Annotated in this window: 8 protein-coding genes; all 8 read right to left on the bottom strand. The window is 64.5% G+C overall.

Annotation, left to right across the window (positions count from 1 at the left end):
• Positions 1-3: 3 nt before the first annotated feature.
• From JOE62_RS05505 to JOE62_RS05470, 8 genes are read right to left on the bottom strand one after another with little or no spacing between them, the layout of a single operon-like run.
• Positions 4-1,554: a protein kinase domain-containing protein gene (locus tag JOE62_RS05505; RefSeq protein ID WP_204720993.1), complete on the bottom strand. Its 1,551-nt coding sequence runs from the start codon at positions 1,552-1,554 to the stop codon at positions 4-6.
• Positions 1,551-3,521 carry an FHA domain-containing protein gene (locus JOE62_RS16610; RefSeq protein WP_204720991.1) on the bottom strand — a complete coding sequence of 657 codons (1,971 nt, stop codon included), beginning with the start codon at positions 3,519-3,521 and terminating at the stop codon, positions 1,551-1,553. Before JOE62_RS16610 ends, JOE62_RS05505 begins: the two co-directional genes overlap by 4 nt.
• Positions 3,518-4,342 carry a protein phosphatase 2C domain-containing protein gene (locus JOE62_RS05495; RefSeq protein ID WP_204720990.1) on the bottom strand — a complete coding sequence of 275 codons (825 nt, stop codon included), beginning with the start codon at positions 4,340-4,342 and terminating at the stop codon, positions 3,518-3,520. Before JOE62_RS05495 ends, JOE62_RS16610 begins: the two co-directional genes overlap by 4 nt.
• Positions 4,339-5,436, bottom strand: coding sequence for an RDD family protein (locus JOE62_RS05490; protein WP_204720988.1), 1,098 nt, complete (start codon positions 5,434-5,436; stop codon positions 4,339-4,341). The genes JOE62_RS05495 and JOE62_RS05490 overlap by 4 nt, the downstream gene beginning before the upstream one ends.
• On the bottom strand, positions 5,427-7,781 hold the full coding sequence (locus JOE62_RS05485) for a DUF4129 domain-containing transglutaminase family protein (RefSeq protein ID WP_204720986.1): 2,355 nt from the start codon (positions 7,779-7,781) through the stop codon (positions 5,427-5,429). Before JOE62_RS05485 ends, JOE62_RS05490 begins: the two co-directional genes overlap by 10 nt.
• Entirely contained in the window at positions 7,778-9,097 is a 1,320-nt protein-coding gene (locus tag JOE62_RS05480) for a DUF58 domain-containing protein (protein ID WP_204720984.1), read from the bottom strand. The genes JOE62_RS05485 and JOE62_RS05480 overlap by 4 nt, the downstream gene beginning before the upstream one ends.
• Positions 9,097-10,107, bottom strand: coding sequence for an AAA family ATPase (locus JOE62_RS05475; RefSeq protein WP_204720982.1), 1,011 nt, complete (start codon positions 10,105-10,107; stop codon positions 9,097-9,099). Before JOE62_RS05475 ends, JOE62_RS05480 begins: the two co-directional genes overlap by 1 nt.
• 49 nt (positions 10,108-10,156) lie before the next feature.
• Positions 10,157-16,363, bottom strand: coding sequence for an Ig-like domain-containing protein (locus JOE62_RS05470; protein WP_204720980.1), 6,207 nt, complete (start codon positions 16,361-16,363; stop codon positions 10,157-10,159).
• Between the last annotated feature and the right edge of the window lie 270 nt (positions 16,364-16,633).

The following is a 16,633-nucleotide window of genomic DNA, read 5'->3' as shown; positions in this document are numbered from 1 at the left end:
TCCTTAACCTGCGCCCGTGCAGAATCGTGCTCCATCCGAGATACGTCCATCATCGCGCACGAGCTTGACCTCGATACAAGTTTGCCCGCCTTCGCCGATGTCTGTAGTCGCACTGGGAGACTTCGTCTGCTTGAACTCTCCCGTTTCCGTTGCGGTAATGGGAGCCCAACGGTAATGGTCGTCCTTATTCGGTTCCGGATTGGACCAGCGGAAGGTTACCGTTTCTCCCACCGTGGAGTACTCGAAATTATCCACCTTGGGGACGGTGCCGCCAACTAATGCGTCCTTGGGACCGTCCGTGGCGGTAATGGGCGGGCCGGTACGCTGCGCGGCATCCTGCTCCGGCAAGAACGTGTTTGCAATGAAGGCGCCGCCAACCAAGAGGAACAGCACTATGCCCACCACGATGAATACCTTCGGCAGGCTCTGGCGCGGCTTCGGCTCTACACGCTTGGCCAACGGTGTTCCGGCTTCGTCTTGCGCTTCATCATCCGGGCTCGGACCCGCCGCAGGTTCCTTCGGCATGTGCAGCCGCGGTATCGGCGCTGACGGTCGTACCCGCTGAGCCTGTTGCCCGGGAACGGAAGAAATCATCGGTGTGGAAGGCAACGGACGCTGCACGTCGCTTATCGAAATGACATTGCGGACGCGCGTGCTTTCGCCGTCCTCCTCCTCGACCGCTTCGGCAGGTTCTTCAATGACCTCAAAAGGAGTGACCGAGAAGCCCAACTCGATCTGGATTCGCTGCAGGGAGCGGGCGAATTCGGCGGCCGAGCCGAATCGCGAAGCAGGGTTCTTCGCCATGGCTACCGACAACGCCTGGTTCAGCGACTCGGGAACGTCAAGGCGCTCCAACGGCTTCAATGGCGAATTGCAGATCCGCTCAATGAGCACTGGCTGCGCATTATCCTGTCCCGGGCGGACGAACGGCGAATGCCCTGCCAAAACCGTATAGATCGTGGCACCGAGCGAGTACACGTCCATGCGCACGCCCGGAGGAGTGTCGCCGATGAACGCTTCCGGGGCGGACCATGGCACCGACAGCCCTGCGGTGTGCGATCCGATAGTTCCCGAGATGCCGAAGTCGGTCAGTGCCGGCCGGTTGTAGTCGGTGGTCAGCACATTTCCCGGCTTGATATCGCGATGCACGATGCCCGCAAGATGCGCCGTATGGACCGCTGAGCACAATTGGATGGCCAAGGCCAGCGTTTCATCGATGCTCAAGACACCGCGACGGTAACGGGCATCCAAGGACGGCCGGGAGCAATACTCCATGGCCAGATAGGAACGTCCGTCATCGGTGATCTCCGCTTGGTAGATCGTGACGATATAAGGATGGGTGGACAACTGGGCCATCAAGTTGGCCTCCGCCTCGAAACGTTGGCGGGCTTCCTCATCACTGACATCAGCCAGCAGCACCTTGACCGCCACCTTGCGGTTGGGCCGGTGCTGCTCGTAAAGATAGACATCGGAGAATCCGCCGGTACCCAGTGGCTTGACGTACGCGAATCCCGGTATTAGCGGTGCCGGAGCTGGCGCGCGCTTTGAGCTCACGGCAGATCCTCGAAGCGGATGCTGACGCCATCACCCAAGTCAGCGACGTCGCCGTTGATCAGCATGATCTCCTGGTGGCGGGACACGCGCCGTGGCCGCTGCCCTTCGCGCAGCAGCACGGTGCCATTGGTGGCACCAAGGTCCACCAGTTGCACATGCCATCCCTCCACACGCACGTGCAGGTGCGAACGGGAGATGTCGCCGCTGGGGCTTTCAACCTTCAGCAGGCGGGGCTCGCTGTCGGATTTGATGGCTGCTGCGTTTGGCTGGCGTCCGAGAACCACCGAGCGGTTCAGCTCGTGGGCGTATTCGCGGGTACCTCCGTGGTCGCTGACAATCATGCGGCCCATGGCAGGCTTGCGAACCTGCTGCGCCTGGGCGGTCAATCGCTCGCCGCATTCCCTGCACGTCGACGCGGTGGGTGGATTGGGGTGCCGCTTGGAGCAAGAGCGCGCCAGGATGAATTCATTCAGGGACACCGAACTTTCTGTACCGTCCTTGGCATCTAACCCTGATGAAGGCCTGGATTTCGGAACACTGGAGCCGCGGATGATCGTGTGCTCGTCGTCAGCTGGCTCAGCGGGAGGCGCAGCGATTGCAGGTCCTGCCGGGCGGGGCTTAATAATCGTGTCCTGGTCATCGCCCTGGCCGGTATCGTAAACGGTCTCTGCCGCACCTCTGGCTCCGAACAGCTGCCCGGCAAGCGATAGTTCCTCCGAGAAAACTTCCTGCTCGTACTGCGCTGGATCCTGGGTTGCTTCTGAGTCAAAGGTCCTGTCGTCCTCGGCGTCCTCTGCCGATGCCTTCGCGGACTTGGCTTCATCGGCCGCCTTGGCAGCGTCGGCTGCACGTGCCAGCACGTCAGCTGGGCCCTTGGGATCTGCAGCTTCCTTGGCTGGTGCAGCGTTCGGTGCGGCAGCAGGCTTGGCCTCCGCCGGTGCCGTGTCCTTTGCTGGCGGTGCAGCTGATTTGGCAGCCGCTGGTGCAGGATTCTTTGCTGGCGCATCAGTTGGTTTGGCCGCATCAGGTGCGGAAGCAGCCTTAGCCGGAGCAGAAGCTGGCTTGGCCGCAGCCGGTGCCGGGTCCTTTGCTGGCGCCGCAGCCGGCTTAGCAGCATCTGGCTTAGCAACAGCTGGCGCAGGATTCTTTGCCGGCGCCGCAGCCGGCTTAGCAGCATCTGGCTTAGCAACAGCTGGCGCAGGATTCTTTGCCGGCGCCGCAGCCGGCTTAGCAGCATCTGGCTTAGCAACAGCTGGCGCAGGATTCTTTGCCGGCGCCGCAGCCGGCTTAGCAGCGGCAGGCGCAGGGGGCTTCTCCGCAGCAGGCTTAGCTTCGGAAGGTGCAGGAGTTTTTGCCTGAGCTACCACAGGTTCTGCAGCATCAGATCCTGCAGCGGGCTTAGCCGCAGCAAGAGCCGGAGCCTTCGCCGGAGCAGCGGCAGACTTGGCATCAGCCGGTGCCGGGGCTTTAGCCGGTGCCGGGGCTTTAGCCACGGCTGGGGTCTTTTCCGCAGCGGTGGGGTCCTCTCCTGCGGCCCATTCCAGCTGCGATACGCGTACGATGCCTTCGCCAATTGGCAGCGCGAATGTGGCTTCGGCTTTCGCCGAACCGGTGCCCAGCGTCCACGACTTCGACTCCCCCAGCTTGCGTTCGGCCCAGGTCGCGATGCCTGCGCCGCTCACCTTCTCCTCGCCGGAGGCAGACCGGGCGATGAATTCCGGGGCACCGCGCAGGATCAGATGCGGTGCGCTGTCACGGGAGATCAAAGCGAAGTTCGGCAGGTCGGCAATGTTCATCTGGTACATCGGCAACAGCTCCGAGAGCAGAGCGTCCACCGTGGTCTTCCCAGCGAGCTTGGCCCACAGGCCATTGACCTGTTCTGCGCTTGCACTGAAAGGAAGGAGGACAATGTGCTGGCCATTGACCAGGGCGTACCAGTCTCCGGGAAGGTAACGCAGGCTGTTCATGATTTCTCCTCTTGGTGGCTCGTAGTCGATATGCGCGGAATAGTAATGCCAACATCGTCGGGGTGCCCATGCTCCACATCGGCAACGATCACGCTGATATTATCGCGTCCCCCGGCATCCAGAGCCGCTTGGACCAATTCTTCGGAAGCTTGCTGGGGATCCGGGAACCGCGCAAGGATTTCCTGGATTGCGGGATCGCCGACTTCGCTGCTCAGACCGTCAGAGCAGACCAGGATGCGCTCCTTCCCTGCCAGCGGCACCAGCCAGTAGTCCGGTTGGCTGTTGGCGTTGATTCCCAAGGCGCGGGTGATCACATGCCGGCGCGGATAGGTGGCTGCCTGCTTGGCATCCAGCTCTCCGATATCCATCAATTCCTGCACCTCGGAGTGATCGACGCTGACCTGTTGCAGCACTCCCTGCGTCCACAAGTAGGTGCGCGAATCGCCCACATTGAACACCAGCAGCTGGGGTTCTTCCGCTTGCCCGCTGGTAGCGCCTGCATCAATCAGCACGGCCCCGGCCAGGGTGGTGCCGGCTCGACCCGAGCCCGCCTCCACGATGCTGCGATCAGCTACGGCCAGCAGGGTATCCAAGGTCTCTGGATCCAGCTGCGCGCCGGCATCCATGAATCCATCGCCAAGGATCTTGAGGCACAGGGCGCTGGCTATTTCGCCTGCTTCATGCCCGCCCATGCCGTCGGCAATGGCCAGCAGCCGTTCAGAGGCCAGCAAGCTGTCCTCGTTCAGGGCGCGGCGCAGTCCACGGTCAGTTGCCTGGCCGTGGCTGAATCTGAGGCTTGCCCCAGGGTTGAGATCTGTCACGGATGTTCCACCTGGAAATAGCGGTCGCCAAAGTACACCGTATGGCCAATCATTGCCTGCTCCGGCTTGCCCGGAACAAGTTCGCGCACGTTCCCGTCCTCGTCGACAATGCACGAGCCGTTGCCCGAATCCCGGTCGGTCACCCAGACGCTGCCTACGCCTGGCTGGATCAGCAGATGCGTTTTGGAGACCGTGCGGTCCGGATCATCCAGTGCAACCAGGTGGACACCCACATCGCCATCCGAGTACGAGGGGTTGCGCCCGATCAGGATGCTGCCGGCCAGGTCGAGGCACTGGCTATCGTCGAAGAGCAGATGCACGGCATCCGGGGATTGCGGACGAATTTGCGTATGACCGAGGTCTTCATCCGGATCAGCTGCGGCCTCGGTGGAGGGAACCTCAACGATCTTCGCTTCCTGCTTGGGCCGCGCGGCGGGACGGGGACGAACCGATTCCTGCGCTTCGGGGGCAGCGACGCGCACAGCACCTGGCACCGAATCGATGACTGCACCAGAAGTGCCCTGCGCATCGTCCGGCTCCCCCACAAAGCGGCGGCCCGGAGCATACTGCTGCGGAGGCGCGAAGGACTGCGGCCCTGCGGCGCCCCCGGTGGTCAGCGGGTCGCGCCCAGCCTTGATATCCAGCACCAGCGTCCCGGCTACCTTGTCATGCCAGCCCTGCTTCTTGCCGTTCGCATCGAAGTGATTGGAGATGACCATCAGCACCGATCCGAGAATCGGGACGATGCCTGCCACAGCGATCAGCAAGCGGCGGATGATGGTTTTGCCCCATCCCGGACGCTCGCCCTTGAGGGTGGTGGTCCGCAGCCCGAGGAGCACATTGCCCAGGGTCTTGCCCGAGGTAGCTTCCCACCACCACAAGAACACCGTGTAGGCCAGTGTGAGGACGCTGTACAGGATATATGTTCCGGCGATTTCGTCCGCAAGCTGCGGAGCGCTCAGCGAGGCCACCATCCTGGAGGCGATCATCGGCAGGAAAATCACCGACAGGACCAGCACCGGCAGGAAGTCGATCAGCCATGCGAGCAGCCGCTGGGTAGTTCGGGCATCGACCAGATCCATCTTTACCGCCATGGCTTCCTCCGGTTTTTCTGTTGCAGTATTCGTGCCGTCTTGGCGGTCTTCGCAGCCAGCTCATGTATCAGGGATCGTGGGGAGTACTTCACGCGCATCCTGCCGAAGAATCCTAGCGGTTCCTGCATCTTCCGGGTATGCGCAATGACATCTTCCCAATACTTCCGCACCTGTTCCTCGGTCGGCTGCTCATGGGAGAAGTTCGCCGCGTCCGCACGCTGCGCCAGGGAGCGCACCGGATCGGACAGCGCCGGGAAGCCGGCGGCCAGCACGCTCGCGCTTTCCCGCCGGGTCGCGCCGTTGGCCGTAGCGATACGGTGATCCGTGGCATGGCTGAGCAGTTCCTGCCAACCTCCGCTCATGCGGTCCCCTGTGCTGCCGGACTTCGCCCGCTTCTCGCGACGGCGCAGCTTCAGCAGGGCAATCAGCAGCAGCGGCGAAAGCAGGAGCAGCAGCGACCCCAGCGAAATGCCGACAACGATGATGACCTGTCCCCAGCGCTCCCAGAAGGTTTCCGGTTCCTCTTCCACTTCCTGCGGCTCCGGTGCAGTTTGCGGCGGCAAGTCGGCTTCTTCCTGCGCCGGCGGCGGAGGCTGCAGCACCTGCGGCTGCGGCACGGCCTTGGGTTCCTGTTCCGGAGGGGTCGGCTGCTCATCCTCGTTGGGCGTCGGGTTGAAAGCAACCCAGCCCACATCTTCAAAGGCGATCTCCACCCAGGCGTGGACATCGGAGCCCTTGATTTCGACCGCCTTTTCAGGCGCGTATTCCTCGGGATAGAAGCCCATGACCACGCGCGCAGGAATACCCTGCTCGCGGGCCATCAGCGCCATCGCAACAGCATACTGCTCGTCATCGCCAATCATCTGCTCGGCATCGAGCAGGCTGGTGATGCGTCCCGCGCCGTGCCCGGACAGCGAGGGCACCTGTCCCTCGGTGCCGTTGGAGAAGAACCCGGTTCCGGAGAGCATCGCTTCGATGCTCCGCACACGCTCCAGGTCCCCGCGGCCCGATCCGGTGAATTCAGCGGCTTTCGCTCCCGCTATGGCTGGCACATTGGCCAGCTCAGGCATGCGGAACTGCGCCAAGTCCAGTTCGTTGAGCTGCTCATCGCTGGGCTTGGCCGGGAACAGCACCTTAGCCGTGTAGGCATCGCCCTCCGCCAGCCCGATGGAGCTCAGCGCGCTCTCGGAGGAATCGCTGTAGAACAGCGAACGGGCCAGTTCATCTTCACGCCCGCCGGTCAGTTCCATGCCCAGCAGCTTGCCGCCGGACGGAACCCACACGCCTTGATAGTCCTTGATCGAGAATTCAAGCTCGGCGGCTTCGCGGCCTTCCACCATGTCGGCCGAACGGATATCGCTGGCATCGCCCACCGGGGCGAAACTGCCACCCGCGGACGGATCCACGTTGATGACCATGCCGTTGTAGGAATCCAGGGCGGCCAGGCGGATGCGCTCGTCCTTGGGCAGGCCCTTGACGGTCATCAGGGTGTCGTCAGCCATCGTTTTCACATATTTGCGGAAACGCGTCAGGGGGCTTGGGTAGTCATAGAGGTCCACCGGCGGTTCCAGTGCATCGCGCAGCACCTGGCGCGGGGTTTCCGGGGCCAGCAGCGGCGTGGCCGCCGCGGTTGCGACGCCGGCACCGGCCAGCACCAGGGTTCCGGCAATCACGCGGCGCAGCAGGAGCTGCTTGGAACCCTGGGAGTCAAGCTTCTCGTGGTTCAGCGAACTGAATCCGCCGGAAACGCGCGTGTCGATGAAGCGCCGCCAGGCAAGCCAGCCGACCAGCACCGCGATGAAGGAGACGCCACGGGCGACGGGCATCGGCACATCGCGGGTGCCGAAGACAATGCCGAGCACGAACATTGCCAATAGCGGCAGCAGCGTCCAATACGGCGAGCGCAAATGCCAGGCGGCCAAGCCGGCCAGCAGCGCGGTGAGCAGCGCGGACAGGAAGGCCACAATCAGCACTCCGCCGTAGGAACCTACCGGTGGCGCCACGGTGAGCATGTCTTTCCAGCTGAAAACCAGGCCGGTCAGCAAGGTGCGCAGGGATTGGCCGGTGGGCAGGAGGCCAAAGGCTGCCTCGCGCGGGGTCGCCAACGGCGTGCCAAGCACGAGGTACAGCAGCGCGAACAGGCCCAGGGTCCGCCAAGTGCCCAGCTTGAAATGCACATTGGCCCAGGCCAAGGCCAGGCCGGCAACCAGTCCGCCAACGGCAGCGAGGATGAAGTTCAGGCTCGCGCCGTAGGCTTCCAGCAGACCCAGCGCGCCAAGCACCAGGGCCAGGGCGAGGCAGGCCGCGTCGACGCCATAGCGCCAGAGGGGAATCGTCTGTTTCATGCCACGGCCTTTCGCAGCATCACGCCGAGTTCTTCCAGCTTGCCGAGGCTCAATACGGTCAGCTCGCCAATATTCGAGCGCGAAGGTTCAATCCCGGTTTCGCAGCGGATGGCGATGGCGCGCACGCCGGCCGGCACGTGCATCCATGCCTCGCGCAGCGATTTGGCGCTGGTTCTGGTGCCGGTGAGGAAGAAAATCACCGAGGCGCCGGGCACCGTATCAGCGGTGTGGCGCACCACGTCCACCAGATTCTCGCGCTGGCCGGTGGCCGCCTCGATGCGGGTCAGCCCGTCCATCATCTGCCGGCCACTGCCGGTGCGCACCGGGCCCTGCTGGGTCAGGATGGCCAGCTTGCGCTGTTCGGCCACGGCCTGCTGGCCGATGGAGGCCGCCACCGAGATGGCCAATTCAAAATCCTCCTCGGCGTGCGCCTCGGCGTACTCGTCCAGGTTGGTGCTCAGCGACAGGGCCAAGTGCGAGCGCCGGGTCTCTTCGAACTGGCGGACCATCAGCTCGCCGGTGCGGGCCGTGGATTTCCAGTGGATGTGCCGGCGGTCATCCCCCGACTGGTATTCGCGCAGTGCGTGGAAGGACACGTCGGAATTCGAGAGGTCGGCGGTGGGCATGCCTTCCAGGTCGCGGATGAACCCGGCCGAGGAACCATCCAATGCGGTGGTGCGCGGATGGATGAACAGCTCGTAGCTCTCGGTCCATTTCACCTGCCGGCGCAGGATCGCAAAGGGATCCTGGCGGACCGAGCGGACCGGACCCACGTCCAGCACCTGGCGGCGCTGGGTGGGGATGGTGAACAGGTCCTCATGCGTTTGCTGCGGTTCCAGGCGCGGGATCCGGAACTGGGCGGCCCCATGGCCCACCGGAAGTTCCATCATCACCGGTGCCGAGCTGCGCGAAGCCTTGTTGGCTACCTGCATGGCTCCCACGGCGCGGTCCCCCACGGCCACACGGGTGCGGTGCAGATCCAAGTCGACGCTGAAGTCGTTGCGACCCAGGACGAATCCCACCGAGGCAAGCAGCAGCACGGTGGCCATGAAGGCGCCCAGCAGGGCTTCCTGCCAGCCGAAGCTGGCGCCGAGGATCCACAGCAGCACCGCGGTGCCCAGCAGCACGAAGCCCAGCGGGGAGATGACCGTGGCGATCGGCGTGAGGTATCGGGTGGACAGTTCCCTGGCTCGCGCGATGGCAGGGCCCAGGTAGTCGCGCAGCACCGCCATGGCCTCGCTGGCCATGGCCAGCGACGTCTCGGCCCCGCGATTCAGGTTGCTGTTCCGTGCAGGACGCTTAGCTCGTCGGCTCATTAATGCTCGTCCTGGTCCTTGCTCTCGGCTTCGGCGGAGTCCTCGTCGCCGCGGCGGGTCGGGGCCGGGATCTTGCGCAGCACCGAGGCGATGACCTGCTCGGCGGTGGTGCCGGTGAACTCGGCTTCCGGATCCAGCACCAGGCGGTGGGTGAAGACATGCGGCGCCAATTCCTTGATGTCATCGGGCAGCACGTAGTTCCGGCCCTGGCTGGCGGCCCAGACCTTGGCCGCGCGCACCATCGCCAGGGCGCCGCGCACCGAAACCCCCAGCCGGGTGTCGGCGGAGTCGCGGGTCGCTTCGCACAGGGCTGCAACGTATTCCAGCACGGCGGTATCCACGTGCACGGTGGTGGCCAGTTCGGCCATTTCCACCACAGCTTCGGTGGTGATGATGGCGTTCAACGCTGCCGAGCGGTCGCGCTGGGTGCTGCCCGAGAGCAGCGCCACGGTGGCCTCGCGGTCGGGGTAGCCGATGGAGGTCTTGATCAGGAAACGGTCCAGCTGCGCTTCAGGCAGCCGGTAGGTGCCTGCCTGCTCGATCGGGTTCTGCGTGGCGATCACCATGAACGGGCGGGCCTGCGGGTAGGTGGTGCCATCGACGGTCACCCGCCCTTCTTCCATGACTTCCAGCAGCGCCGACTGGGTCTTGGGCGAGGCGCGGTTGATCTCGTCGGCCAGCACGAGGTTGGCGAAGATCGGCCCGTGGTGGAAGTCGAATTGGCCGCTGCGCTGGTCGTAGATGGTGATGCCGGTGACGTCCGAGGGCAGCAGGTCCGGGGTGAACTGGATGCGCGAGTTGCTGCCGCGCACGGTGGCGGCCAGCGAACGGGCCAGCATGGTCTTGCCGGTGCCCGGGGCGTCCTCCAGCAGCACGTGCCCTTCGCTGAGCATGGCGGTGAGCACCAGCTTGATGGCCTGCTCCTTGCCCAGCACGGACTGGCCGACGTTGGACACCAATTTGGCGAAGGTATCGCAGAACCAGTTGGCCTGCTCGGTGCTCATGGTCATGGCAGTGTTTGCTCTTTCTGTACGTCTTGATGCCCGGCCGATGCCGCGCTTATCTGAAATTAACGTGGTCGGATTCGGTGCCATCGATGCGTGCGAAGTACGGCTGGGCGTATCCCGGCTCGATCACGCATGGCAGGTCCTTCGAGGCCCGGCCATTGCCGTCGACGTTGAAGGTCACGTAGTTATCCGAGAACATCCCGCCGGAGTGGTAGCACTGGGCCAGGTAGGTGTGGGTTCCCGGGGCGAAGTTGTAGAGCTCCACGTGGTACTTGTAGCAGTTCGGCGGGCAGGTCGAGTTCGAGTAGCCGTTGTACATCGGTCCCTCGGACAGCTTCACCGAACGCGCCGGCTTCGGGTTGGTCTTCTCCGTCTTGGACCAGGACCTGGATTGGCCTTCGGTGTCCGTTGCCACGATCTTGATGGTGCGGCTGGTGGAGTAGCCCAGGCCGGTGACCTTCTGCGAGCCGTCGTTCTTGGTGCTGTTGCCGCCGATCTTCACCGTCTGGGTGACCTTGCGCCCGTTGGATTCCCCGGCGGCCGTATTCCAGCTGAAGGAGATCCAGTCGTTGCCGTGCGAGGAGGAAATCTTCGCGTTGTCGCGCAGCGGACCGTAGGCGCTGGTCTTGTTGCTGGCCGGGCTGGCGGTGCCGGCGCCAGCGGCATTCAAGGCCCGCACGCGCCAGGTGTGCGCGCTTCCGTTGGAACCGGTGTCGATCACCGAGCCCGGTCCGCCGAAGGACTTCCAGCTTCCGTCGTCGGTGGAGTACTGGTAGCCGGTGATCTTCGATCCGTTCGCGGCAGGTGCCTGGAAGTCCAGCCGCACCATGCGGTTGGCGCCCGTGGCCTTGGCGCTCACGCTGGATACGGCCTTGGGCCGTCCGTACGGGGTCACCGCCACCGACTTGGAGCTCTGTTCCGAGCTGCCCTTGCGGTTGGTGGCGGCAATGGTGAAGGTGTAGGAACCGGAGGTGCTCAGGCCGGTGACCGACTGGCTGGTCTGGTTGGCGGCAATGGAGCCGATGGTCTTCTCCAGGGTGCCGGACTTGAAGACGCGCAGGGTGTAGCCGGTGATCGGCGCGCCGTTGGTGCCCGGGGCGTTCCATGCCACGTTGACCACGCCGCCATCCACCGCGGAGTCCTTGCGGGCGGCGGTAGGCGCCGATGGCTTGAACGGCTTGCCCGCCGGGGTGACCGCGGCCGAGTAGGCGCTGAAGGCCGATGGCTTGGAGGCCTTGTTCACCGCGCGCACGCGCACCTGGTAGTCGGTGCCGTTCTTCAGGCCCTTCCAGGTGTAGGAGGTGCCGGTGATGCCGGTGACCTGGGTGACGCCATTGGCCGGTGCCGGGGAGATCTCCAGGGTGTAGCTCTGGATGGCCGAACCGCGGCTGACCGGGGCGGTCCATTTGAAGGCGGCCTGCTGGTCGCCGTCGGTGCCGGTGGGAGCGGCCGGCTGTTCGGGTTCCACGTCCGGACGGGCGTCGGCAGATTGCGCCGAGGCCGGGGATTCGCCGATCTCGTTGGTGGCGGTGACGGTGAAGTTGTACACGGTGTCGTTGGCCAGCGGGGTGATCGTGCAGGTGGTGGTGGCGCACTTCTGGGTGTGCCCGCCGCCGCGCACGGTGTAGCCGGTGATGTCCGAGCCGTTATTGGCCGGCGGGTCCCACTGCAGCACGACCTTCTGGTCGCCGGTGGACTGGACGCGAGGCAGTCCCGGGGCTTCCGGGGCGCCCTTGACGTTCAGCGTCACGGTGCCGATGACGTTGCGTGCCACATCTTCGGTGACATCGCCAATGGTGTATTCCACCCGCATGGTGCCCACGAAGTCGTCGTTCGGGGTAATTGCCACCTGGTCGCCGCGCTTTTCCACCGTCCCGGTGTCTTCCAGGGCGCGGGCGTTGATCAGGCGCAGCGGACCTTCATCAGCGTACGGGTTGTGGTCATTGGCCAGCACATCAACCACTTCGGTCTTGCCCTGGGCGGCATCGGGGACGTTGTCGGCCACGGCTACCGGCAGCTCGCGCACCGAGCCGGTGACGGTAATGGCCATGGCGGCCGGGACCGGCGGGTTGACGCCGTCGCTGACCGTGACGGTCACACTGCCGGTGGTGCCCTTCGGGGTCGATGCTTCGGCGCTGACCCTCAGGTTGTGCCCCTCGACCAGTTCGGCCCTCACGCCCTGGATGTCCACCGAGGCAATGGCGAATTTCAGGTTCGGGACGTCCTCTTCATTGGCATCGCCGGCGGCCATGCGCAGGTCCAGGAAGGCAGGCTCCTCGCCCTGGCCCACGGCTAGGGAATTGGCCTGCAGGGTCGGAGCGAAGTTCTCCTCGTCGGGCTGCTCCTCTTCTTCTTCCTCTTCCTCTTCCTCTGGCTCGTCCTCTTCCGGCTGGCCTTCCTCGTTCTGGTTCTGGCGTTCCTCGGAATCGTTCTGGCGCGGTGCCGGGGTGACGTTGATCGGCAGGGTCAGCTTGGACTTCAGCCCCTTTTCATCGTCCGGGCCGGTGCCGTCGGTGACTTCGAAGCTGACGGTCGCCGAACCGTCGAAGTCCACCGGGGCGCGGAAGGACAGCTCGGTGGCGGACTTGACCAGTTCGCCGTCGTTCTGCGGCATCGAGGTCACCGATTCCTCTGTGGTCAGGCGCGGGGTGCGGCCATCGCGCACGAGGACCAGGTCCTCCAGATTCAGCGGCAGGACTTCTCCCGCCTGGACCTGCAGGTTCAGCCCGCTGCGCAGGATCGGCCGGGCTCCGGCGGTGCCCGGCACGTGGACGAAGGCCGTGGAGGTCAGTTCGTCGGGGTCGGTCAGCGTGTAGGCGATGATCTGCGCCTCTTCGGTGGCGGTAACCACCAGGCCGTCCTCGGTCACCTGGGCGGTGGACGGGTTGTCCGGCAGGCTGATTTCCAGCTCGCTGGAGCTGCCGTCCGGGTCCTCGTCGTTGCGCAGGATATCGACGGTCACCTGCTCATCGGCAATGACTTCTTCCAGCGACACCCGATCGTCGCGGGCAATCGGGGCGAGCAGCTGCGCCTCGGGATCGGATTTGACGCTCAGCGTGCCCGCCGCGGTGCCACCGCGGCCATCGGAAATCATGTAGCGGATCGACACGTTGCCGTCTTCCGGAGGCGAGGTCAGGGTGACGCGGCCGTCAACGACTTCCACTTCAGTGCTGGATTCGGTGGAGACCTCGCTCATCAAGGCGATCGGGTCGCCGTCCGGGTCGGTGTCGTTGTCCATCACGTCCACGGCGACCGGGCGGTCCGGGCGCACGGTCAGGAAATCGTTGACCGCTACCGGGGAATTATTGGATTCGGCCAGTGGCGCCACGCCGATCTTGATGGTGCCGGTGGCGCGGGCGCCCAGGCGGTCTTCCACCACGTAGCTGAATTCGTCGGTGCCCGAGGCATCGGGGTTGGCGGTGTAGTCGATGGAGGCCCCGCGGATCTTCGCGGTGCCCATGCGCGGCGAATCGCCGAATTGCACGAGCGACACCGAGTCGCCATCGGGGTCGATGGCGTCAATGGGGACCAGCACGTTGGTGCTGGATCCGGCGAACACGCGCCCGGTGACCGGTTCAGGGTTCGGAGGGCTGTTCTTCTCCAGGTCGTTGGCTTCCGCTTCGGGCAGCACGTTGAAGGTGACGCTGGCGCTGGTTTCCTGGCCGTCGGGTCCGGCCACGGTGTAGACCGCGGACACCTGCTTGGCCTTGCCGCCGAAGTCGCCGGCACGGAAGCGGATGGTCTCATCGGCGACCGAGATCAAGGATCCCTCGCCCAGGTCATCGGCTTCTTCCAGGTCCGGGCGCAGGATCAGCTCTCCGCCGTTGGGGTGGATGTCGTTTTCCAGGACCTTGACGGTGGCCACGTCGTTTTCGCGGACGGTGACGGTGTCGGGGTTGGCCTGTGGCGGATCCATGCGCGGCGGGGCCGGAATCGGGATCACCCGGATGGAGCCGGTCGCTTCGCGGGAGCCGTTGGAGACGGTGTAGCTGATGGTGGTGGGGTCGGTGAGGCCGCGCACGTCGGTGATGCGCACGAACGTGTTGCGTTCCACCGAGGTGGAGAATGGCTTGTCGCTGGCGGTCTGCACGCCGGTGACCACCAGCACGCCGCCGCCCGGGTCGGTGTCGTTGCCCAGCACGTTGACCAGCACGTCCTGGCCGGCAGGCAGCAGGGCGACATCGCGGACAGCGATCGGGTCCTCGGCCTTTTCCTCCGGCTTCTTGATGTCGATGCGGGCCAAGCCTGGGGCGCTGGCCGGGCCGTTGGTGGCCATGTATTCGACATAGTAGGTGCCGGCGCGTTCGGCGCGGGCGGTCACGGTTCCGGTCTGCGCATTGGTCTTCAGTTCCAGTCCGGGCACATCGTCCACGCCGGCCAGGCGCAGTCCTTCTCCGGTGGGGTCCGTGTCATTTTCCAGCGGGGTGAAGCTGGCGGATTCATTGACGGTGGCCACCACGTGGTCGGTGGCGGTCACCGGCTTGACCACGGAGTCGGCCAGGACCTCGATCAGCACCCGGCCCTTGGTGCCTTCCTGGCCGTCGGAGACCTGGATGGCCAATTCCTTCTGGCCCAGCTTCTTTCCATCGTCCTGGAAGGTCAGGGTGCCATCGGGCTGGACCCGGATCACGTCATCGCCCTCGGAGGTGCCGCCGAGCAGGCGCAGGTCATCGCCTTCCGCGTCGGTCCAGTCGGTGAGCACGTTGTGGCTGACCGACTCGCCCTGCTGCACGCGCAGCACGGTAGTGCGCTGCTGTTCCGGTGCCTTGTTGGTGCCTTCGTCCACCACGTTCAGCTTGACCCTCGCGGTGTCCTGTCCCCCGCGGCCATCCTTGGTGGTGTAGGCGAAGCTTGCCCCGCCCTTGGCGTCCTCGGGGACCACGATCTGGAATCCGGTGCCGTCGTGGACCGGCTGGACTGCGCCGATCGAGGGCGCAGCGCCTTCCAAGCTGGCAGTGAGCAAGTCGCCGTCCGGGTCCACGTCGTTGTAGAGCACCGGGAGCAAGGTGGTGCGGCCGGGGCGCACCGAATAGGTGTCGTCCTCGGCAATCGGCTTCTTGTTCTCTTCGGTGCGGTTGGGCAGCTCGATGGCGTCGGTGATTTCCTTGGTTTCTTCTTCCTTGGCCTCACCCTCGCCGGCAGGCGGTTCCAGATCGCTCCAGTTGCTGACGATTTCCATGCCTTCATTGGCCAGCCAGACCTGTCCCGAATGCACGTCATTGAGCACAACCACGTCGCGGTTGACGCGGAATGCCAGTTCAGCGCCCTCGGTCATTTCCGGGATTCTGGTGTTCTGGTTATCGGCCGGGTTGTCGCAGAAGCGCAGGTATTCGCCGCTGGTTTGCCAGGCCGCGTAGGTGCAGCTTCCCACGCGTACCGGCTGGATCGGGGTGCCGGCGGTTTCCAGCTGCTCGTAGTTAGCGTCCTTGCCGGACAGGCTCACCGTGGCCAGCGACTGGTCCAGCGCGACGGCAATGGTCTCGGCTTCCGGACCCGGGGACTGGATTTTGGCGTTGGCCGGGTTCTCCAGGATCGCGGATCCGCCTTCGGAGGTGACCAGCTGGCCGCTGGCATCATCGAAGACCACGCCGACCTTGCCCACGGCCGAGAGCTGCGGCTTCTTCATTTCGGCCAGTTCGGGAATTTCGATTTCCTGGCCGAGCTCGGCTGTTCCCTCATCGTCAAGGGTGAAGCTGGACAGGGTTCCGGCGCCGATGTCTGCGGCCCAGATGGTGTCATCGGCGCCAACCACGGCGGCGACGTCGCCCTTGGATTCGATCAGCGGTTCGGCGCCTTCGCCTTTGAATTCCGCGATCTGCTCGAGGTTGCTGGCGTGGACGGTACCGTGTTCTGCGTCGGTGACTGCGACAACTGAGGCGCCGAAGGAGAAGGACGAGTTGGCAGGCAGGTTGTTGTCCCCGGCGAATTGCACCATTGCGGGGTCGATGGTGGTCAATGATGCCTGTTCAAGGTTGCGCACCAGCACGCTTTCCTCATGCTGGACCAGGTCGTAGTTGGCCAGCGGGGTGGCGACGCCGCCGTCAATGGTGCGCGACTGGTAGTTGACATGCCCGATTTTGCCTTCGGACTGATTCACCACCCAGACGCCGCCGTCGTTCAGTTCCACGTCAGCGGTTTCGAAGCCCGGATAGATAATGGCACCGGTTACGGCAAGCGCCGCCACCACTGGAATAGCAGTCACCTTGAAGCCGGTGCTTTTGAGCAGTCCGGTCCATCCGGTCGAAGCGGCTTTTGCCATCTAGAGGTCAGTCCTTGTTTTGCTGGTACGAGTGCGCGCTGGAATCCGGCTTCATTCCCCAAAATCAGATTCGGCGCCCTCCAATTCTAACGAACTGACAAAACCATCGCCATGGAGAGTTCTCCCCATGCATGCTGACTAGGCAGTTCAACAACGCAACACGATCCGGAAGGCCGTTCATAGCTTGCCGCGGACCACTGCTTCAAAGGCGTTGCGCACACATCCGCCGCCAGCAACACTAGCGATGCAGCCCTCGCCCCTTGAATGCCA

Source organism: Glutamicibacter nicotianae (assembly GCF_016907615.1).
Classification (GTDB): Bacteria; Actinomycetota; Actinomycetes; order Actinomycetales; family Micrococcaceae; genus Glutamicibacter; species Glutamicibacter nicotianae.
This window is presented reverse-complemented; position numbering and strand designations above follow the sequence as displayed.

Coding starts and splice junctions, on each gene's coding strand:
- JOE62_RS05475 (WP_204720982.1), bottom strand. CDS start 10,107: ATGACCATGAGCACCGAGCAGGCCAACTGGTTCTGCGATACCTTCGCC.
- JOE62_RS05485 (WP_204720986.1), bottom strand. CDS start 7,781: ATGAAACAGACGATTCCCCTCTGGCGCTATGGCGTCGACGCGGCCTGC.
- JOE62_RS05490 (WP_204720988.1), bottom strand. CDS start 5,436: ATGGCGGTAAAGATGGATCTGGTCGATGCCCGAACTACCCAGCGGCTG.
- JOE62_RS16610 (WP_204720991.1), bottom strand. CDS start 3,521: ATGAACAGCCTGCGTTACCTTCCCGGAGACTGGTACGCCCTGGTCAAT.
- JOE62_RS05470 (WP_204720980.1), bottom strand. CDS start 16,363: ATGGCAAAAGCCGCTTCGACCGGATGGACCGGACTGCTCAAAAGCACC.
- JOE62_RS05480 (WP_204720984.1), bottom strand. CDS start 9,097: ATGAGCCGACGAGCTAAGCGTCCTGCACGGAACAGCAACCTGAATCGC.